The following is a 21,216-nucleotide window of genomic DNA, read 5'->3' on the forward strand; positions in this document are numbered from 1 at the left end:
TGCAACTTTGCCATTTATTAGCCAAACTATTAATACTAGTTAAAGTGTTAATCGTTTGTTTGGCTTAATTAAATTTGGAAATCCCATGAAATTCATCCCATTACTTGTTTGCTTATTTTTTTTAAATCCTACCTTTGCTGTAGCCCGTGACAAGCCGCAAGATTTTGCTGAACCATTAAGAATGTTTAGTAAGTTTATTGGTACTTGGGAGTCAGCTTTTGCAATGATGGATGGCAATCCCCACGTAGTGGATGTAGCTATTTGGGAAAGGGCTTTGAACGGTAAAGCTATACGATCATTACATTCCATTAATGACGGCATGTATGGCGGTGAAATGCTGATGTTTTGGGATAAAGAGCTTAATTCATTAGTTTTTTATTATTTTACTACTGCCGATTTTTATACCAAAGGAACCATTGAGGTTGTTAACGAAAACAGCTTCATAGCTTATGAAGATGTCAGTGGCTCTGATGATGGTATTAGCAAGGTTAAATCTACCAGCACTTTAGTTGATGGTAATATTAAAGTGACAACGGCTTATCTAAAGCATGGAAAATGGACTGAGCCAGAAGCAAGAACCTATACCCCAAGTACAAAAACGGTAAACTTTAAATAGACGGAATCATTGAAAATGAAATCTCCTTTAGTAATTGATTACTATACTGATATTTTATGTATTTGGGCCTGGATAGCACAACGGCGCATTGATGAATTAAATAATCAGCTTGGTGACAGTATTGAAATTCGTTATCACTACATGGACATTTTTGGCGATGTTGAAAATAAAATGACTCATCAGTGGGGAAAACGAGGCAAATACCAAGGGTTTGCTGAACATGTAAAGCATGCTGCTAGTCCATTTGATGATGCTATCGTCAGTGATGATATATGGCAACATGTGCAGCCGACAACATCTGCCAATGCACATTTATATATTAAAGCCGTTGAGTTGGCTTTTGATGCTAATGTCAGTAGTGATTTTGCTTTAGACATTCGTAAAGCTTTCTACATTAATACGCTCGATATATCGAATTTAAAAGTTTTAAGTGCTTTAGTGGTAGAACATAAGCTCGACTTAGAAGCCGTGCAATCGAAAATTGAAACTGGCCAGGCCATGGCAGCCTTAATGAATGATTACAAGTCAGCCAAAGATTTAGCGCTAAAGGGCAGCCCTTCATATATTATCGACAACGGCAGACAAGTACTGTTTGGTAACGTTGGTTTTCGAGTGTTATTGGCCAATGTAGAAGAGCGCCTAAAACGGCCGAGTAATGAAGCCAGTTGGTGTTAACAACAGCAATCAAAAAAATCAAAATTACCGCCCCATTAACTACTTTCTGAAACTCTATGGGGCCAGTTTGTGTCATAAACAGTCGTTTATTAAATTTGTGAATTTAGGGCGCTACTAATTTACATAACCCTACACGTAAAGTATGCCCATAATTTATCAATTACCTATGGTCTACACATTTTACATAGTGTTAGCGCGATAAGACTTATTCACCACTTCTAATGAAATATTATTGTTTCTATTCTGACCAACAATGCGATTAATTTTTAATTGTTTATTTCGTACAAAATCAATGAATAATTTGCTGTAACTTGGAAGTATATTTGCAATCGTATTATCGTGAGCTACTTCCAAGAAGTCTGACTGATATATTGTTCCGCTTTGTTTAAAATATGCAAAACTTTGGCGCTTTGAGCGTGAGTTTTCTAAAACGTAAAAGTGAACACCATCAATCGCTTGCTCATGGCTAATTGTTTCAAACGTAAATTTTTCAATTTTCTTTGCGAAACGAGGGTATGCTTTTATTGCTTTAATCGTATAAATATCAGCATAAATTTTAATGCCTTGTTCTACATACGGTAATAGGCCTGCTATATGCTCACTATATGGATGAGTGACAAAAACTCCATGTATTGATTTGTTTGGAAACTTTTTATTGATTATTTCGAGTGTTGCTTTAGATAAATTACTATTCGAAGGTGCTCCAAAAATCATAATGTTGTCACCATTAACTTTGAACAAAGTATTTGTTTTTGCTGACGCATCCGTAACTAAATAAAGGTCTTGTGATATTTTTGTTGAAGCAAGTGTTAGATTTCTTTTCGGAAGTGTTTTTTGATAGGTATTTGGTATAGTTAACTTTTCTGGCTCTATTTGCTCAATAACATCAAATTTCTCTATTAGAGTAATAAAGCTAGGAATAGAATCTCCATTGTAGTGCTTAATCAATGAGTGAGCAAAATGGAAACCGTTACTTGTTTGGTAATCGCTATAAAGGTAAATTCGCTTTCTAGCTCTATTATTAATTGATTCTAGTTGCAATGGAGCTGTATTAAAAACATATTCCATGACTTTATTATCAGAGTATTGATGAGTTAACGTGACTCTTCCCGACTCTTTGTCTAATTGGTAGTCAACTTTCCCATTTATATCAGTTTCTTGTAACAATGGTCTAACAGCAAAAAAATCCAAATTCATAAAAGTCAGATTTTTAAACCGAGTAAAGCTATTCATGTTCTGCTCAATGGCTCTTTTACCTAAAGAAATTCCATTACGTTCATATCGCACACTTTCTTCACCATTTTGAAAATGGACTTCATCAAAATACAAGCCACCTGTGTAGTGGTGTACGACATTTTGATAGTAATACTGTTTTTCTAAATCAATATCTGTAACCTTAAAAGCCTTATATCGACTGGGAGCTTCGAAATCCCATGATTGATAAGGTTCACTCCTGCCTAAGTAGCTATGTGTTAGTGAAAAAGCTTTAATTGATGAAGTTTGTTTGTAGTGCTTATTGAGCAGTTCAATAAATGGTATTGCATCATTGATGTGCGTACTTGAAGCAAAGGCTACATGAGATAAAGCAAGTAAAACCGTAATGATATAAATTCTCATAATAAATCCTTTTTAAATTCGTGCGAGTTTGTTTAGAAAGACCTAAAAAATTTAATTGAAACATCTTTCCACACAGTCTGTATAAAAGTCAACGACACTCTTTTTTTTAATTTTATTATCAAGTGCTTACAACTTTTTTACTAACTAAGTCTTTTCAAAAATACAAGTTACTAAATTTATGTGGTTCAGCGCAAAACAAATACTCGACTATTGCTAAAATAAGCCTTAGATATTTAAGGCACTTGAGCGTCTGTTGAACTCACAGCGAGCAGCGGTCGTTGAACGCACAGCTCGAAACAGTCTTTATTAAAAATCGGATTTACTTACCTTTTAAACTAAGCCAAAAACAAGAAAAAGAAATAAGAAACCAATAGTATGTGCATTAAACACCATGTGATAGATGATATCCTCAGATTGCATTGCAGATTCTTTAATTATTTTGATGCTTTCAATATCAGATATTTCGATTTTTAGTTCTTTACGAGTTTTGCTTTTATCGATTGCTTTGGTGTTTGATATATGTTCAGAAGTTACTTCTCTAACCCAAAGCTCTATAACCTCTCCATCAACTCTTGTAATGCTAACTTTATTACCAGCTTTAACGGAATCAATAATGATATTTGTGAATTGAGTATTGTTTATTTTACCGCGCTTAAATGTTGGTTTATTGCCGTTAGTAGCACACCCAGCTATTAGCGTTAAGGCTATTAATAATATTAAATGTATATAAAGTGCATGTTTCATAAGTTATGATTTTCATAAGGGCAGTAGTATTACTTTAGTTCATTTCATAGATAAGGGTAGCCTCAGATATTGAAGGGGTATTTAGGTATTCCTATTTCCGCTATTGGCACAAAGGAGCCGAAATAATGGATTCCCGCCTTCGCGGGAATGACGGTGTTTTAGCACATTCAATAGATCCTGAAACAAGTTCAGGAAGTCGAGATTTTTATGTTATCAATGCACTTAATGAGGTCCCGATGTGGCTTGTTCTCCTCGAGGATGGTGTTCATAGAAGCACTAATATCGTGATGCCAAGGATGGCAAAGAGCGATGACGGTGTACTTTCTCTACTTCTCCTTGTGGCAATTTGCATTCCTTCTCCATGAAGTAAAAAAAAGGGCTAACTTCATAAAGTTAACCCTTTTAAATTGCTCTAGTTTCTAGTTTCTAGTTTCTAGCTTACCAACCTTCAACGCCTTCCATATCCGGCAGCTCATGAGCAATACCTTTATGACAATCGATACAGGTTTTTTCACCACTAGCTAACGAGGTAGAATGCTGTTCTTCAGCCCGAGTGCTTTGTGCAGTAAAGTCCATGTAGTCAAAGTTGTGACAGTTTCGACATTCGAGCGAGTCATTGGCCTTTAACCGTGTCCATTCATTTTCAGCTAAATGACGGCGCTTACCTTCAAATTTTTCACGGGTATTAATAGTGCCGAATATTTTGCCCCAAACCTCTTTTGAAGCTTGCATTTTACGGGCGATTTTATCAGTCCATTTATGTGGTACATGACAATCAGGACATGTAGCACGAACACCTGAGCGATTCGAAAAGTGAATCGTGGTTTTTAACTCTTCATAAGGGTTATCTTCCATTTCATGACAAGAAATACAAAACTCTTCGGTGTTGGTTATTTCTAAGGCGGTGTTAAAACCACCCCAAAAGATGATCCCGGCAACGAAACCGCCAATAACTAAAAAGCCTAAGCTGTAATGAACGCTGGGTTTGCGCAGTGTAGTCCAAATTTTAACTATTAAATTTTTCATAACCAAATCTACTCTTTTTCAGCTTTAGCTTTTTGTGCTTTTTCTTTCATTAGAGTATTCATGTCTTCAAAGGTGTTTTCAACTAACGGATCTGTATCTAGTTGAGGCACATGACATTGACTACAAAAATATCTGCGTGGTGACACTTCTGCTAAAAAGTTGCCATCTCTATCCATGTAATGGGTCACACTCACCATAGGAGCTTGTGATTCCTCAGTACGATTACGAGAGTGACAAGACATACACTTATTTACTTTTAAATCTACTTGATAGTTACGCACCTTATGTGGAATAAGAGGCGGCTGCATAGGGTAGTTTCGCTTTTGTTTAATATCGGTATTGGCAACGTTCGGCATAGCTTTAGGTTGCTTTTGCTGCTCAATACTAGTGTTATCTCTTAGCGTTGCTACTTCCGCTGCGTGGCTAAACGCAGCAATGGTAGAAAGTAATACACTTGCAGAGAATAAGGCCATAATTGATTTTTTCATTGTTATTCTCCTTACGCTTTAACTATTTTAATGGCACATTTTTTGAAATCCGTTTCTTTTGAAAGCGGGTCGGTTGCATCTAATGTGACTTTATTTACAAGGCGGCTTGCATCAAACCAAGGCATAAATACTAAGCCTCTTGGTGGCTTGTTTCTGCCTCTGGTTTCTACTCGGGTTTCAACTTCACCACGACGGGAAATAAGTTTAACTAAATCGCCACGACGTAATCCGCGTTTTTTAGCATCATCTGGGTTCATGTAAACAACGGCATCTGGCATCGCTTTATAAAGCTCAGGTACACGTTGTGTCATTGAGCCTGAATGCCAGTGCTCTAATACTCGACCGGTTGATAACCATAGATCGTACTCAGCATCAGGAAACTCTGCAGCTTGTTCGTAAGGTAAAGCAAAAATAACTGCTTTACCGTCTGGTTTACCATAAAAGTCGTAATCTGAGCCCGGTTTCACATATGGATCTGAACCTTCTTTGAAGCGCCATTTGGTTTCTTTACCATCAACCACCGGCCAACGTAAACCACGCTCTTTATGATATCGGTCATATGGAGCTAAATCATGTGCATGGCCACGACCAAATTCTGCATACTCTTCAAATAAACCTTTTTGAATATAGAATCCAAAATCGCGAGATTCCTGGTTTAATCTATCGTCTGGAATTTCTGCTAATGGGAATTCATTAACATTGCCATTTTCATACAAAACGCTAAACAGTGATTTACCACGATGCTCTGGCATTTTCGCCAATAACTCTTCAGGCCACACATCTTCAATTTGGAAGCGTTTTGAAAATTCAACCAATTGCCATAAATCTGAAAATGCTCCTTCTGGTGCGCTAACTTGTTGATACCAAGATTGAGTACGGCGCTCAGCATTACCATAAACACCTTCTTTTTCTACCCACATAGCGGTAGGTAAAATCAAATCTGCAGCTTGCGCGGTCACTGTCGGGTATGGGTCAGAAACAACGATAAAGTTTTTCGGGTTGCGATAACCAGGTAAACCTTCCTCGTTAATGTTCGCACCGGCTTGCATGTTGTTATTACATTGCACCCAGTAGAAATTTAATTCTCCATCTTTAAGCTTACGTGTTTGTAAAACTGCATGGTAACCAGGTTTTGGTGGAATAGTACCTTCAGGTAATTTCCAAATCTTCTCAGCGATTGCCCTATGTTTAGGGTTAGCCACAACCATATCTGCAGGTAAGCGATGAGAGAATGTGCCAACTTCACGGGCAGTACCACAAGCAGAAGGTTGCCCTGTTAATGAGAACGGACTGTTACCTGGAGTAGATATTTTACCGGTTAATAAATGAATGTTATAAACCAAATTGTTCGCCCAAACACCACGGGTGTGTTGGTTAAAGCCCATGGTCCAAAGTGACGTTACTTTAGTTTTTGGATCAGCATATAGCTCAGCTAAAGCGTTTAGTTTATCAACCGGAACTGTAGATAGTTCTGATACATACTCAGCAGTGTAAGTGCTAACGAACTTCGCGTACTCGTCAAAGTTAATTGGTTTAGAACCACCAGCTGTTGAACCATTGTTCTTTGCTTTCTTCTCAAGCGGATGCTCTGGTCGTAAACCGTAACCGATGTCAGTGTTACCTAAACGGAAGTTGGTATGCTTATTAACAAAATCTTTGTTAACTCGGTCTGTTTTAATAATGTAGTTCGCAATAAAGTTTAAAATTGCTAAATCAGTTTGTGGAGTGAAGATCATACCGTTATCAGCAAGATCAAAACTGCGATGTTCAAATGTTGATAACACTGCAACCTTAACATGCGGTGCACTTAAACGACGATCAGTTATGCGAGTCCATAAAATCGGATGCATTTCAGCCATGTTTGAGCCCCACAGTACAAAGGCATCGGCCGCTTCAAAATCATCGTAACAACCCATAGGCTCGTCGATACCAAAGGTGCGCATGAAGCCACCAACCGCTGACGCCATACAGTGACGGGCATTTGGATCAATATTGTTGGTTCTAAAGCCTGCTTTCATTAGTTTAACTGCAGCGTAACCTTCTTGTACTGTCCATTGACCAGAGCCAAACATGCCAACCGCTGTCGGGCCTTTTTCTTTCAGGGTCTTTTTAGCTTTTTCAGCCATGATGTCAAACGCGGCATCCCAAGTGATTGGAGTGAAGTCACCGTTTTTATCATATTTGCCATCTTTCATTCTAAGTAATGGCTTAGTTAAACGGTCTTTACCGTACATTATTTTTGATAAAAAGTAGCCTTTAATGCAGTTAAGACCTTTGTTTACCGGTGAATTAATATCGCCATGGGTAGCAACAACTTTGTTATCCATAGTGGCAACATTAACACTACAACCAGTACCACAAAAACGACATGGGGCCTTGTCCCATTTTAATTTGGTCATTTCGCTACTGGTAATTAAATTTGATGCAGTTGCAGGTACTGCTACACCTGCTGCGGTTGCCGCAACAGCAACAGCATTAGCCTTTATAAATTCTCTGCGATTAAGTTTCATAGCAATTCCTACTTATTCTTCTAAATATTGGTGGTAAACCGGAGCAAGTGTAAAAATGCCCGATTGATCTTTGATTTGGTCTGCATAGTTACCAATAATTCGTTGATTATCTGCTTCTATGGTAAATACTATTTTTCCAGTGTCGTTACTGGCATGAATTTCTGCGCCAGGTGTTGCTTCGATGCTTTTTCTTACTGCATCTTCTTTACTAACATCAACTTGCGCAATAAAGCTTGCTACATGATATTCAGTTGTTTCAGTCATTATTTAAGTTCCTTAAAAAGGAGTAATTCAGTTGAATTTGTTGGACAAGGTTTGATGCATGCACCACAACCTGTACATAAATCTTGAGTTATTTGTGGTTGCGGAATTGCACTATCAACATAGGCAAAGGATATTGCCCGGCTTTCACATACATCTTTACAGCTTTGACAATACACATTGTTTTTAGCCAAGCAGTTGTCTTTAATATTAAATTTACTTGGCCACGCTTGGCCTGTTTTATCTGCTTTAAAAAATGGCTGACTACAACTGGTGATGCAATCTTGACAGAATGTACATTCACCTTGCTCAAAATCAATTCTCGGATAGCCATCGCTGCCTTTAACTATAATGTTTTCAGTGCAAGCTGATAGGCAATCATTACACTTTGTACAGTCATTTATAAACGCACTTTCACTCGTGATCCAAGGCAGTCTGAAGGCTGGAGCGATAGTTGGTTTTTTACCTCTTAAAAAGTTACGACGTGATTGGTCGACATAAATTGTCATAAAACTTACTTAAACTCCTGGAGGGCCCAATATCAATTGACTGATCCAAATGGCAAATCCCAAACCACCAACAATAGCAACGGCTAAGATGGGAGCTAGGAAAATTGTAAGGAATAAAAAGGTATTGCGTTCATCTTTTTTTTGTTGCTCTGAACTTGCTATTTCACTCATGTTAATTCTAATATTTCTGTAACGTTTAAATGAGTATAGTAGCTGCTCAAAAAAAGGTGTTGATTTGAGTCAACTTTTAAAAAAAAATTTGTTAAAAAAGTATGTTTTTATGCTTGTAGTTAAGAAATTCACTTGATGAATATAAATTTTTTACTATTACCTGTTAAACTGATAAAAATATTTATAAATATGAAATGGTTAGTCAAATTAAATATCAGCAGTTATTCACCCAAATTCAGCAGATAACATTAGAAAATAAAACTCGCAGTTTGCTTGTTTTATCAGGTGATTATCAATGGCTTGAACAGCAGAAAAATTTAATGATTAAAGGGTCATTATCTAAAGGATTATATTTTTCTTTTTCCCCTGTATTGGATGAAAATTTAGACACCATTTATGTCAACAATAAAACCTATCGTCAGTACCTTGGTACTGAACAAAAACATGTTATTTTCGATGCTGAGAATACCTTTAATGTTGATGCATTTGCGGCTTTGTCAGGCACATTGGTTGCGGGTGGACAATGTGTGTTGCTGCTAACTAAAACGCAATTAGAAAATAGCCGTTTTAGTCAGAGGTTACTTACATTCTGTGATAAGTTTGAGCAAATTTATCGCTACCAACAATCAGATAAAAAACTTCCTTTAATACAAACATTTAACTCTGTAGTTACAAAAGTGGTTGCTGCTGAAAAGCAGCAAAACCGTTTTGGTTGTATTACCAATGAACAAGAAATTGCGGTCGATAAAATTATTAATATCGTTAAAGGTCATCGTGATAGACCATTGGTTATTACAGCGGACAGGGGGCGGGGAAAATCAAGCGCATTGGCCATTGCTGCAAGTGAAATCCTAAAACAAGATCAAAAGAATATTATTATTACCGCACCGCATCCTGATGCAGTTAATATATTTTTTAAGCAGCTGAAAATAAGCTTACCTGATGCAGTACAAACTGGCTTAACGGTTAACTACCAAAATTCTAAACTATTATTTTTACCGCTAGATGTGTTGATTAAGCAGCAACCAAGTTGTCACTTACTATTGGTAGATGAAGCGGCAGGCGTTCCACTGCCTTTACTGACAACATTGCTGCACAATTATCACCGGCAAGTTTTTGTTTCTACCATTCATGGTTATGAAGGGGCGGGGAGAGGCTTTAGCGGTAAATTTTTAAAACAACTGAGAAAAGCTCGCCCTAACGGTAACCACTATCACATGCATGAGCCTATTCGCTGGGCAAACAATGACCCTTTGGAGCAGTTTACTTTTGCCAGTTTATTGTTAAATAGTGAATTACCAATAGCTCAGTTTTGTGAGAGCACTGCGATTCAATATAAAGTACTCGCCAGTATAGATTTAATTAGAGATGAAGAACTTTTAAATCAGGTGTTTTCCTTATTGGTAACAGCTCACTACCAAACAAAGCCTAGTGATTTAAGAATGTTACTTGATGATCCGAATGTGAGCGTGATCATAACGCAGCAAAATGAACACATTTTAGCTGTAGCTTTATTACTCGCTGAAGGTGAAGTTGACAGCAGTTTAGCAATTAAAGTGAAGAACTCGTTAAGACGACTGAAGGGGCACTTTATTCCTCAATCATTGTTAGTGCACTGCGGGGTTGAAGATGCGTTTAATTATCGTTTTCTGCGCGTGATCCGAATTGCGGTTCACCCTGAATTACAAGCTAAAGGTTTGGGCTCAAAATTGTTAGCTTATTGTGTTTTTGAGAGTCAAAAACGGGGTTTTGACTTTATTGGTTCAAGTTTTGGCGCTAATCAACAATTACTCTCTTATTGGTTTAAAAGTAAATTTCACTTAGCGCGCATAGGGTTTAGCAAAGATGCTGCCAGCGGTGAACATTCAGCATTAGTCTTAAAACCGCTGAACTGTCGGGCCGAGCAATTAAGTAAGCAACTCAAACATCAGTTTTACCAAGACTTAAATTATTTTGCTAGCGATGAATATAAATATTTAGATACACAATTAATGTCTGAAATATTTATACATGCTGATAATCTAGATTCCCATTTAGCGCAAGATTTACAAGCGATAAAAGATTTTGCTGAAGGTAACCGAGTATTTTCCTGTTGTGCACCAGCGATAAAACGTTGTTTAACGACGACGCTTTCTCAGAATGATAATGTATCTCAGCTTGCCTCGTTAGAATTAGATGTTGCAATCAGAAAAGTAATTCAACAGCAAAGCATTAGCGAAATTTGTGTGGAATATAAGTTAACCGGCAAGAAAGCTTTGTTAAAGTTATTACAGAAACTATGCTCTGGATTGTTAACGCTAAAATAAGTAATTGAAGGCTCATTTATTATGAAGATAATTACGGTAGAGAATTTAACTAAACATTATAAGGATGTGAAAGCAGTAGATGATGTAAGCTTTGACATTATCAAGGGGCATTGTTTTGGTCTGCTTGGGCCTAATGGTGCAGGTAAAACTACTACTATTGAAATAATGGAAGGCATCATTAATAAAACTTCAGGCGAGGTTAAATATAATACTCAGGCAAATGCTGATGTAAGCCAGTTGATTGGTATTCAATTTCAAAGTACTGCCTTACAAGATTACCTGACTGTAACCGAAACGCTCAATTTATTTTCCTCGTTTTATGAAAAAACATTAAGCAATGAAACATTAATCGAGCTGTGTGATTTAAGCGAGTTTGTCAATCGTGATAACCGGCTTTTATCAGGTGGGCAAAGACAACGCTTACTACTGGCTTTGGCATTAATAAATGATCCTGAAATTGTCTTTTTAGATGAGCCTACTACCGGGTTAGATCCACAATCACGTCGACACTTTTGGCAGTTAATTAAAAACATTAAAGCACAAGGTAAAACAGTAATTTTAACTACCCATTATATGGATGAAGCCGAACAGCTTTGTGACAATATAGTGATAATGGATAATGGTAAAATTATCGAACAAGGCTCTCCTAAACAGTTATTAACCCGCCATTTTAAACAGGTTTTTATTTACCTTCCTGTTGAAAATGTTGGTAATGAACTTGCAACTAAACAACGGTGGAATATTGAAGAAACCTATGTTGAAATTAAGTCAGTTAACGTTGAGAAAACGGTTAAAGAGTTGATCGAACTAGCTGTGCCATTAACCGGTTTACATATTAAATCAGCTAATTTAGATGATCTATTTTTAAAGCTCACTGGTCATTCGCTCGGAGGCACATCCCATGTTTAAATTTTCACGATTTGCTGCTGTGGTTAAAGCCCGTAATTTAGAGTTTTTTCGGGATAAATCATCATTAGCATGGAATTTATTATTCCCGGTTTTGTTATTGGTTATTTTTTCATTTGCCTTTTCTGGTGATGGCAGAGCCGTTTACAAAGTCGGTGTTGTAACGCAACTAATTGAAAATATGAATGATTCCCATCCATTTATGCAAACCAAATATATTGATTTTGTCCAATACCAACAGCCTGAAAAAGCAATGATCAAGTTAGAGCAACATGAAATTGATATGATCATTGACTTAGCCAATAACCATTATTGGGTGAACGAGCAATCACCAAAGAGCTATATGGTTGAAAAAATATTTTTGCACGATGCTGGTGGCTTAAAACGTATGGTAACTACCGGCGAACCTATCCGTTATATTGACTGGGTTTTACCGGGGATTTTTGGTATGAATATGATGTTTAGTTGCTTGTTTGGTGTCGGGTATGTCATTGTTCGGTATCGAAAAAACTCAGTATTAAAGCGCTTAAAAGCCACGCCATTATCGGCCTTGGAGTTTATTTCTGCACAGTTGCTTTCTCGTTTGTTTATTGTGTTGTTTATGGTTTCTGTTGTTTATATAGGCTGCAATTTCTTCTTCGATTTTATTATGTTGGGTAGTTATTTAAATTTATTCCTAATCGCGGTCGCAGGAGCTATGAGCCTGATAAGTCTTGGCTTATTAATCTCTACTCGCAGTAAATCAGAAGAGCTGGTTGGCGGGTTATTAAATATGGCAACATGGCCAATGATGTTACTTTCTGGTGTATGGTTTTCATTGGAAGGTGCACCACAGTTTGTGCAGAATATTGCAGAAGTATTTCCTTTGACTCACTTAGTTAGCGCTGCGCGAAGTATAATCACTGAAGGCGCAACGTTACAAGATGTGAGCTATCAACTTACGGTTCTATTATCTATGACCGCAGTATGTTTATTATTGAGTGCTAGGTTGTTTAGTTGGGATAGTGAAAGATAACAGCGAGCAGGTAGAGTCTCTGATTTTATAAAGCAAAAATGAGCTGTTAAGCTCGTTTTTGCTTTATATAAGCTGAAAAAATGGTTAAGAATTATTAGTACAATGTTTAATGGCAACGGCTAATAACTCTTTTGCTGTTTTATCAACGTGTTGCTCTTCTTGGATGTAGTCATTTTTAGGCGTGACATTATTCCCCCATTTTATGTAACCCGCCCCCCAAGTAAGGCCAGCCCCAAATGCTGCTGACATAATAGTGTCGCCAGGTTTTACTTTTCCTTGTTCTAATGCTTCACAAAATGCAATAGGAACGGTCGCTGCAGAGGTATTGCCGTAATTTTGAATATTGACCATACATTGCTCATCTTTTAATTTTAATTTGCTCTGCAAGGTTTCAATTATTCTTAAATTCGCTTGATGGGGTACAAGTAAATCAATATCTTCAATGGCTAAATTTGCTTTTTCCATGACGGTTTCAGTGGCTTTGCCCATACCGCGAACGGCGCGTTTGAAAATGTCAGGCCCTGAGAAGGTGATTTGCAGTGCACTTGGGAAATTTTCATAGCGGTCGATGTCAGTACCAAAATTATCAATACTTAAAATTTGTCGTGATTTTGAGTCACAACCAAGTTTAGCCTGTAATAACCCACACTCTTTATCTGTTGCTTCCAAGACCATGGCGCCAGCGCCATCGCCAAACAGTACTGCAGTATCTCGAAGTGACCAATTTATAAACCAACTCATGCGCTCGGCGCCAATCACTAATGCTTTATTAATCATACCCGCTCTTATTTGTGCGGTAGCACTTTGCAGTGCATATAAAAAACCAGTACAGGCTGAGCTTAAATCAAAACATGCGCTGTTGTTGGTACCTAACAAGTTTTGTACTTTCGATGCGGTATTTGGCACTAATGTATCTGGAGTACAGGTGGCGACAATTATTAAATCAATGTCATCGGCATCTACACCAGCTCGGGCAAGAGCTTGCTTACCGGCCAGTGCTGCCATGTGAGCGGTATTAATATGAGAAATACGGCGCTCTTTTATACCGGTGCGAGATGAAATCCATTCATCACTGGTATCGATAAATGTTGCTAAATCATCATTGCTAAGTTTGGCCGGCGGGGTGTATTTCCCCCAGCCGGTAATGTCGGCATATTGCATAGTTATTCCTGAAAAAGGTTTGTTGTCACCGGATAAAAATTATTCTTAATTTTAAACAGGTGTTTAATTTATTCACTTTACCTTAGCTGACTAATTTATTCATTGCTTTTTATCGACTAAATAATCAATTTTTAAAAGGGAAGGTTATTCTATGACGTACAAGTATATCGCTAAAAAGTGGCAGATGCTGCCGGCTAAAACAAAGACGTGCCAAATGGCATGGTTGAAAGGGATTTTTTTATAGGCGTAAAATATGGCGCCTAAACTGTAAGCTGCGCCGCCACTGGCTAGCAAAATTAATCCTCCAGTTGCGACATTAGCGATCATTTGAGGTGCGGCTATAACAATTAACCACCCCATAGCTAAATAAGTAAATAGCGATACTTTAGGAAAGCGCTGTTTATAAACAATTTTGAAATATATCCCTATAATCGCCATTGTCCACACGATTGACAAAATGGAGTAACCCCAAGCACCTTTGATGCTAATTAACATAAAAGGAGTGTAGGTGCCGGCAATTAATAAATAAATGGCGCAATGATCGAGAAGCTTAAGAACCTTTTTAGCTGATGCGTTGGTAACACTATGATAAAGAGTCGAAGCTAAAAACAAGATGATCATACTGCTGCCATAAACAATCGCACTGGTAAGTTCAAAGGCATCGTTAGCCACAATAATCATTAACGTTAATGCAGCAACGCTCAACATCGCTCCTACGCCATGGGTGATAGAGTTTAGTAATTCCTCAACGAATGAATATCCTTGGGAAATCTTCTGTTTAATTACTTGTGTAGCCATTGCGCGTTTACTTTATATTTTATCGAGTTGTGTAATTTTGATGAACTAGTATGACCAGTTAAAAGAACTAATTCAATCAAAAAATGTAAAACAAGTGTACACTGAAATCTCACTCTAGTCATTCGAATTGCTTTATTTGATATGATCCATTTGAAATCAGTGGCTTAAAGGTTATGTTGTTTGGTTTTGTGACTTTTTGGTATGATTTGTTCTTGTTTTTAATTATGTTTTAATGGTTATTTGTGTACGTGTGTTCACTGGAATTTGTAGGTGTTATATAAAATAATCATTCATTTATGGGCATTAAAAAACCCCGTAAACGGGGTTTTGAATAATAAATTTTATTAACGAAGGTTACTTGTATTAATATTCTTCTAGTAAGTGCTCTAGAGAACCGTCATAAAATTCAATTTGTTTTTCTAGTTCTAATTTTTCTTTAAGTTGCTCAATCTCACGCCATTTGCATTTTGCTTTTGTTGTTTTGGCTTTCGATTTACCTTCAATTAACTGAATTAAATTATCAATTGGATCCATGTTAAAGCTCCTTATTTATTATTATTTTTTAAAACGCCTCTTCTTAATATCACAGCAAATTTAAAAATGGAACACTTTAGTAACAAAAAAACAATAAAAAAGTCGCACTTGGCGACTTTTTGAGCAGGTGTTGTTTTTTGAAGGTAAAAACAACAGATATCGAATTAAATTAAAACAAATCGGCGAGTTTATCTTCAAGTTTAATTTGATCGACAGTAAACCCGCGGATACCTTCGGCCAGTTTTTCGGTAGCCATAGCATCTTGGTTCATCTGCCAGCGAAACATTTGCTCGCTTAAGCTTTGTGGACGTTGTGTTGAAACCTCGCCTGCAATTAGCTTTTGTTTAACTGCCTCATCGCTTTGCTCTAGCTCTTCTAATAGTTGCGGGCTGATAGTTAAGCGGTCACAGCCAGCAAGCTCTAATATTTCGTCTTTATTTCTAAAACTTGCGCCCATGACAATTGTTTTATAATCAAACTTTTTGTAATAGTTAAAAATGCTTGTTACTGAAACAACGCCAGGATCTTCTGCTGCAGGGTAGCTATCTTTACCGCTACTTTTCTTATACCAATCAAGAATTCGGCCTACAAATGGAGAAATTAAAAATACGCCTGCTTCGGCGCAAGCTTGTGCCTGACAAAAGCTAAATAACAGTGTTAAATTGCAATTAATGCCTTTACTTTCTAATATCTCTGCAGCTTTGATGCCTTCCCAAGTTGACGCCATTTTGATCAAAATTCGATCTGTAGCAATGCCAGCATCATTATATAAAGATATTAACTTCTCTGCTTTTGCTACGGTAGCGTCTACATCAAAAGATAAACGTGAGTCTACTTCGGTTGAAATACGTCCTGGTATCACTTTTAAAATTTCTAAACCTATTAGCACTGATAACTTATCGCCAGCATCAATAACTTGCTGCTGTTTATCGTTTGATTGTGCTTTTGCCCACTCTACAGCTTGAGCAAGTAATGGTTGGTAACTTTCAATGCTTGCTGCTTTTAACAAAAGAGAAGGGTTAGTTGTTGCGTCTTCTGGTTGGTATTGTGCAATTGCGCCAACGTCGCCTGTATCGGCAACTACTGTTGTCATCGCTTTAAGCTGAGATAATTGAGAGGTCATGAATGCCACCTAATAAGAATAAGTTGTAATAAAATTTCAGTAAAAGCCAAAGCTTGCGTTGTATAATGCGGTAAATTGCGATTGTACTTGCCTATTTGTAACAAAATTACCAGATATGGCAAGAGCTAAATTGCTTTTTAGAGTAAATAATCGAATATATTTTAATAATCTCGGTAAAAAAGTTAATTTTGTTAGTTAAAATAAGTGTTCTATACATGATATAGTTTTAGCAGTTATTTTAATAAAACTTGTGAATTATTATGTTATTAGTTGTGTCTCCGGCAAAAAACCTCGATTTTGAATCTGAACTTCCTACCAACGAGTATAGTCAACCTGAATTATTAGACCATAGTGCTGAGCTTATTAAACGCTGTGTAACTTTAACACCAGCTGATCTTTCTTCACTAATGGGAATTAGCGATAAACTAGCAGGTTTGAATGTGGCAAGGTTTACCCAATGGCACATGCCTTTTACCCCTGAAAATGCAAGACCCGCAGTATTAGCTTTTAATGGTGATGTTTATACTGGCTTAGATGCAAAATCATTTACTGGCGCTGATTTTAAATTTGCTCAACAGCACCTCAGAATTTTATCTGGTTTATATGGCGTGTTAAAGCCGCTTGATTTAATGCAAGCTTATCGCCTTGAAATGGGTACTAAGTTGGACAATACTCGCGGCACAAATCTGTATCAGTTTTGGGGGAGTGTGGTAACTGATAACATTAATGCAGCATTAAAAGCGCAAGGTGATGAGATATTAATTAATCTTGCCTCTACTGAATATTTTAAGTCGGTTAAAAAGAAAGATCTTAACGGCACAATTATTACACCTGCATTTAAAGATTGGAAAAATGGTCAATATAAGATGATCAGTTTTTTTGCCAAAAAAGCGCGTGGATTTATGGCGCGTTATATTATTGAAAATCAAATTACCGATGTAGAGCAACTGAAATCTTTTGATGTAGCAGGCTATGGCTATAACGAAGCTTTATCTACCGAAAGTGTACCTGTATTTACGCGTAAGCAGGTGTAAAGTTAACCACGAAAGACAAAGATAAATTTTTAATTTATACCCGTTACCATTCAATATGCAGGTTTCAGAGCTCTTGAGCTTCTTCGATGGGTTTAAAAGCAATTTATGTCGCGTTATTAAATTGAACAATGGAACAACCATTCTCTAAATTTAATGCCTTACCTAAATTGCTTTTAACTCCCACTGAAATCCCGCACTTTGAATGGCAGCGGGTATGATATATGCTGTATAACAAAGAACAAGGATGAATTAAGGAGTTCAATTGTTAACCCTACTAGCAAAATTATTCAAAGCGTTAAATTCTGAAAGCTCACCAAGGCAAATTGCATTGGCAATTGCCCTGGGGATGATCATCGGCTTAAGCCCAACACTCAGCTTGCATAATCTTATGGTGTTGTTTATCGCTTTTATTGTACGAGTAAATTTAAGTGCGTTTTTTGTCGCATTTGCGGGTTTTAGTTTATTGGCGTTGGGATTATCACCAATATTTGCCAGCGTGGGTGAGGGGGTACTTACCAATCCTGGATTAGCAAGTTTGTGGCAGGGTTTTTATCAATCCAATATATTTAAGCTCGCTCATTTTCATAATACCCTGACGCTAGGATCATTTATTTTTTCGCTAGTTTTATTTATCCCTACGGTCTTTATTAGCCAATATCTTATTAAACGTTATCGTCACCATGTAAAAGCTTTTATTGAGAAGTTTAAAATTGTACAGGCATTAAAAAGCTCTCGTTTTTACCGTATTTATCAAAGTTTAACAAACTCGGGAGTGGCGTAATGACAAAGTATTTTCGTTGGCAAGGTATTCTTGGTTTTATTGCAACTTGTGTGATCTTATTTTCGCTATTATTTATTTTTGCGCCTTCAATTATTAAGTTAAGTTTGGAACAAGGTGGCGGCTGGTATTTAGGTGCTGAGGTAAATGTTGGTGATGTTGAAATTAATTATTCACCGCTATTAGTGACCGTTAACGATTTACAAGCTACTGACAATAAAAAGCCAAGCCACAATATAGTTGCTTTTGGCTCTGCCAGTGCAGGCGTAGATGTTTGGCAATACTTATTTGGTAAAATACTTATTGAAGAACTGTCTATTACCGCTTTAACGTTTGATAGTGAGCGTTCAAAGGTAGGAGAAATATATCGTGATTCCGATACTTCTCTGGTTGAGGCTACAGGGCAATCAATTGAAAAACAAATGCCGGCAATTGAGGAGCAGTTCCCCGACGTTAAAGATATTTTAAATGACAGTAATTTATTAACTGTTAAAGCGTCAAAGCAATTAGAGCAAGCGTATAAAACAGAAAAGAAAAAACTAAAACAACTAGTAAACAACTTACCGTCTAAAGATGTTTTAAAGTCTTACGAATCACAAGTTAAGAAGTTGTCGAAGACCAAAGTTAAATCGATTGAAGATTTCAATAAGCTTAAAAGTGACTTTGAGGCCCTGAAAAAACAATTTAAACAGGATAAAGCATTAGTTAAGCAATCGCAGCAGCAACTGAAACAAAGTAAAAATGTATTGGCTAAGGCGTTAACTGATGTGAAGGCTGCACCAGACAGTGACTGGCAACAGTTAAAAAGTAAGTATCAGCTAGATAAAGTTGATAATGCTGACTTTGCTCATATTTTATTTGGTGAGCAAGCGAGAGAGTACTATGAATCGGCAGAACAGCTATATGCCCGAATAAAGCCCTTTTTAGATTCCAATAAAGAAGCAAAACTTGCTGAGCAGGCCGAGAGAGAAAAAAGTTTAGCTTATGGGCGTTTCATCCACTTTATCGATGAAAACCCATTACCACCTTGGCTCATTAAAAAAGCATTATTTCAAGTAGAGCTGGTACAAGGTAGCTTTAACTTTGAAATTAATGAATTAACTGCTGAGCATTGGCATAGAAATAAACCAACAATCATAAAGGTTAGTAGTAATAACTTATTAAAAAGTGGTGACGCACTGATAAATACGCAAGTGTTTAATGATAATGTTGCTATTACCAGTAAAGGTGATTGGCAAATCTCTCAAGTGCCAATTGATGATGCAAAGTTGCGCGATAAAGATAATTTCTCTTTGGCAATGCAATCAGCAAATCTTGCTGGCGTTGGGCAATTTAATTTAGTTGATAGCTCATTAAATAGTATTAATAAATTCGAGGTAAATCAGGCTAGATTTACTGGCGCATCAACGTCAAGTGTTGGCCGTTCATTATTGGCTGCAATTGATACTGTTAAACAATTTTCGCTGAATATTGATATAGAAGGTCAATTAAACTCGCCTAGTTACCGCATAAAATCTGATTTAGACAACATAATTACCAAGGCTATCGCTGAGCAACTTAAAGCTAAACTCTCTACCTTTCAAAAGCAATTGCAATCAGGCTTAAATCAGAAAGTCGCCCAGTCGTTAAAAATAAGTGATAGTGAGGCTGCAGAGTTTGCTGATGCTGAGGCATTATTGACCGATACTGATAAAGCATTGGATAATCTACTGAAATCGGATGTAGTCAAGAAAAAGAAAAAAGAGTTAGAAAACAAAGCTAAAGATAAGTTAAAGGATAAGCTTGATAAGTTATTTGGTTAGCTTTTACGAAGTTAAAAGATAAGGCTTTAATAAATATTTTAAAGCCTTATCTTAAATAGTTATTTTAATCAGACTAATCAACGGTCCAGGTTACTTCATCTTTTACGCCATTACGTAAATAAACGAACTTAACTTTATCCCCTTTTTTATAATTTGAAAAACGTTGTCTAAGTTTCATCGCATCTTCTAGTTTTTTAAGTTTGATACCGTCCACTTCTAATATGATATCACCACCAAGTAACACTGGTGTACGGCCTATCATTACGTTTAAGTAGCCACCTTGAAAGCCAAGCTTATCTGCTAACGTTGCTGGAACAACATGTTGAATCAACATCCCATAACCAAACTGGTTATTAATTGCTTTTGACTGCATTTCATTCAACAAGTGTGGAATAAGTCCAACAAATGCACTAGGTTCAGAAGCGATAATTTCTTTAATAGTATCAACTGAAACAACAAAGCCTAAACCATTACTGCCACCAGACTGAGAAAGTATATGACTTACAATACCAATAATATCGCCGTCTAAGTTAAACAAAGGACCACCTGAGTTACCTTGGTTAATTGATGCATCAGTTTGTAATAAACGTGGTGTAATATTTGTACCTGGAATGGTTTCTCTGTCTCTAATCCCACTTAGGTAGCCAACAGATAAACTATGGCTTACGCCATAAGGTGCACCAATAGCAATAACTTGTTCGCCAATTGTGTAACCACCGTTGTCAGCAAGTTTTAAAGGTTTAATGCTATCAGGTATTTTTCTGGCGCGGATCATTGCCAGATCAATTAAGTTATCAACCCAAAGAACGTGGCCTGAAGTTTTACTACCATCGGTAAATATCACTTCAATGTTTGTGGCTCTGCCAACAACATGAGCTGCGGTTAATATATTACCTTCTTTGCTAATTATTGCGCCGGAGCCTAATGATTTACTCGATGTTTCTTTATAACTTACTTGCCCAGGTTTTGGATTTGCAATTGACGTTACGTGTAATTCAACCACACCGTCATTAACTTTTTTGAAAAGTTGCTTTACTGAACTGTCAGCCTGAGCTGATAAAGATAAGAATACAAAAATACTTAAACAAAAAATACGGAACATATGTTTTCCAATTTGGGAACTGAAATTTGAGTGTACGTAT

Annotated in this window: 21 protein-coding genes; 8 read left to right on the forward strand and 13 right to left on the reverse strand. The window is 36.9% G+C overall.

The window, feature by feature from the left end:
- The first annotated feature begins 85 nt into the window (after positions 1–85).
- Entirely contained in the window at positions 86–616 is a 531-nt protein-coding gene (locus RI844_RS18305) for a hypothetical protein (protein ID WP_348396081.1), read from the forward strand.
- A gap of 15 nt (positions 617–631) precedes the next feature.
- Positions 632–1,291 carry a DsbA family oxidoreductase gene (locus RI844_RS18310; RefSeq protein WP_348396082.1) on the forward strand — a complete coding sequence of 220 codons (660 nt, stop codon included), beginning with the start codon at positions 632–634 and terminating at the stop codon, positions 1,289–1,291.
- Positions 1,292–1,471: 180 nt separating this feature from the next.
- Here the strand turns inward: RI844_RS18310 and RI844_RS18315 are convergent, their stop codons facing one another.
- The 8 genes from RI844_RS18315 to napE form a co-directional block, all read right to left on the reverse strand.
- The gene (locus RI844_RS18315; protein ID WP_348396083.1) at positions 1,472–2,908 is read right to left on the reverse strand and encodes an MBL fold metallo-hydrolase; all 1,437 of its coding nucleotides are present in this window, start codon (positions 2,906–2,908) and stop codon (positions 1,472–1,474) included.
- A 330-nt stretch (positions 2,909–3,238) separates the two neighbouring features.
- Positions 3,239–3,652, reverse strand: coding sequence for a hypothetical protein (locus tag RI844_RS18320; RefSeq protein ID WP_348396084.1), 414 nt, complete (start codon positions 3,650–3,652; stop codon positions 3,239–3,241).
- Positions 3,653–4,090: 438 nt separating this feature from the next.
- Positions 4,091–4,678, reverse strand: coding sequence for a cytochrome c3 family protein (locus tag RI844_RS18325; protein WP_348396085.1), 588 nt, complete (start codon positions 4,676–4,678; stop codon positions 4,091–4,093).
- A gap of 8 nt (positions 4,679–4,686) precedes the next feature.
- Positions 4,687–5,166 carry a nitrate reductase cytochrome c-type subunit gene (locus RI844_RS18330; protein WP_348396086.1) on the reverse strand — a complete coding sequence of 160 codons (480 nt, stop codon included), beginning with the start codon at positions 5,164–5,166 and terminating at the stop codon, positions 4,687–4,689.
- An 11-nt stretch (positions 5,167–5,177) separates the two neighbouring features.
- Positions 5,178–7,676: a nitrate reductase catalytic subunit NapA gene (gene napA, locus RI844_RS18335; RefSeq protein ID WP_348396087.1), complete on the reverse strand. Its 2,499-nt coding sequence runs from the start codon at positions 7,674–7,676 to the stop codon at positions 5,178–5,180.
- 12 nt (positions 7,677–7,688) lie between these two features.
- Entirely contained in the window at positions 7,689–7,940 is a 252-nt protein-coding gene (locus tag RI844_RS18340) for a chaperone NapD (RefSeq protein WP_348396088.1), read from the reverse strand.
- The gene (gene napF, locus RI844_RS18345) at positions 7,940–8,446 is read right to left on the reverse strand and encodes a ferredoxin-type protein NapF (protein WP_348396089.1); all 507 of its coding nucleotides are present in this window, start codon (positions 8,444–8,446) and stop codon (positions 7,940–7,942) included. Before napF ends, RI844_RS18340 begins: the two co-directional genes overlap by 1 nt.
- 9 nt (positions 8,447–8,455) lie before the next feature.
- Complete coding sequence (gene napE, locus RI844_RS18350) at positions 8,456–8,617, reverse strand: periplasmic nitrate reductase, NapE protein (RefSeq protein WP_348396090.1); 162 nt, start codon at positions 8,615–8,617, stop codon at positions 8,456–8,458.
- Positions 8,618–8,811: 194 nt separating this feature from the next.
- Between napE and RI844_RS18355 the strand changes: the two genes are divergently transcribed.
- The 3 genes from RI844_RS18355 to RI844_RS18365 are packed head-to-tail and all read left to right on the forward strand — an operon-like array spanning position 8,812 to position 12,844.
- Entirely contained in the window at positions 8,812–10,923 is a 2,112-nt protein-coding gene (locus tag RI844_RS18355; protein WP_348396091.1) for a GNAT family N-acetyltransferase, read from the forward strand.
- A 21-nt stretch (positions 10,924–10,944) separates the two neighbouring features.
- Complete coding sequence (locus RI844_RS18360) at positions 10,945–11,832, forward strand: ABC transporter ATP-binding protein (protein WP_348396092.1); 888 nt, start codon at positions 10,945–10,947, stop codon at positions 11,830–11,832.
- The gene (locus RI844_RS18365; RefSeq protein WP_348396093.1) at positions 11,825–12,844 is read left to right on the forward strand and encodes an ABC transporter permease; all 1,020 of its coding nucleotides are present in this window, start codon (positions 11,825–11,827) and stop codon (positions 12,842–12,844) included. The genes RI844_RS18360 and RI844_RS18365 overlap by 8 nt, the downstream gene beginning before the upstream one ends.
- Positions 12,845–12,928: 84 nt before the next feature.
- Here RI844_RS18365 and RI844_RS18370 read toward each other — a convergent pair whose 3' ends face one another.
- The 4 genes from RI844_RS18370 to tal form a co-directional block, all read right to left on the reverse strand.
- Positions 12,929–14,005: a ketoacyl-ACP synthase III gene (locus RI844_RS18370; RefSeq protein WP_348396094.1), complete on the reverse strand. Its 1,077-nt coding sequence runs from the start codon at positions 14,003–14,005 to the stop codon at positions 12,929–12,931.
- 144 nt (positions 14,006–14,149) lie between these two features.
- Positions 14,150–14,803, reverse strand: a complete 654-nt coding sequence (trhA, locus tag RI844_RS18375; RefSeq protein WP_348396095.1) for a PAQR family membrane homeostasis protein TrhA — start codon at positions 14,801–14,803, stop codon at positions 14,150–14,152.
- Between the two features lie 363 nt (positions 14,804–15,166).
- Positions 15,167–15,337 (reverse strand): DUF3545 family protein, encoded by a 171-nt coding sequence (locus RI844_RS18380; RefSeq protein ID WP_348396096.1) that lies wholly within the window; start codon positions 15,335–15,337, stop codon positions 15,167–15,169.
- 169 nt (positions 15,338–15,506) lie between these two features.
- Positions 15,507–16,460: a transaldolase gene (tal, locus tag RI844_RS18385; protein ID WP_348396097.1), complete on the reverse strand. Its 954-nt coding sequence runs from the start codon at positions 16,458–16,460 to the stop codon at positions 15,507–15,509.
- A 260-nt stretch (positions 16,461–16,720) separates the two neighbouring features.
- On the opposite strand from tal, the gene yaaA reads away from it, so the two are divergent.
- The 3 genes from yaaA (at position 16,721) to RI844_RS18400 (ending at position 20,074) form a co-directional block, all read left to right on the forward strand.
- Complete coding sequence (gene yaaA / locus RI844_RS18390; protein ID WP_348396098.1) at positions 16,721–17,494, forward strand: peroxide stress protein YaaA; 774 nt, start codon at positions 16,721–16,723, stop codon at positions 17,492–17,494.
- A gap of 262 nt (positions 17,495–17,756) precedes the next feature.
- Complete coding sequence (locus RI844_RS18395) at positions 17,757–18,275, forward strand: TIGR03546 family protein (RefSeq protein WP_348396099.1); 519 nt, start codon at positions 17,757–17,759, stop codon at positions 18,273–18,275.
- Positions 18,275–20,074, forward strand: coding sequence for a TIGR03545 family protein (locus RI844_RS18400; protein WP_348396100.1), 1,800 nt, complete (start codon positions 18,275–18,277; stop codon positions 20,072–20,074). The genes RI844_RS18395 and RI844_RS18400 overlap by 1 nt, the downstream gene beginning before the upstream one ends.
- A 73-nt stretch (positions 20,075–20,147) precedes the next feature.
- On the opposite strand, the gene RI844_RS18405 is transcribed toward RI844_RS18400, so the two are convergent.
- Positions 20,148–21,176, reverse strand: a complete 1,029-nt coding sequence (locus RI844_RS18405; protein WP_348396101.1) for a S1C family serine protease — start codon at positions 21,174–21,176, stop codon at positions 20,148–20,150.
- Positions 21,177–21,216 lie beyond the last annotated feature (40 nt).

Source organism: Thalassotalea fonticola (genome assembly GCF_032911225.1).
GTDB lineage: Bacteria > Pseudomonadota > Gammaproteobacteria > Enterobacterales > Alteromonadaceae > Thalassotalea_A > Thalassotalea_A fonticola.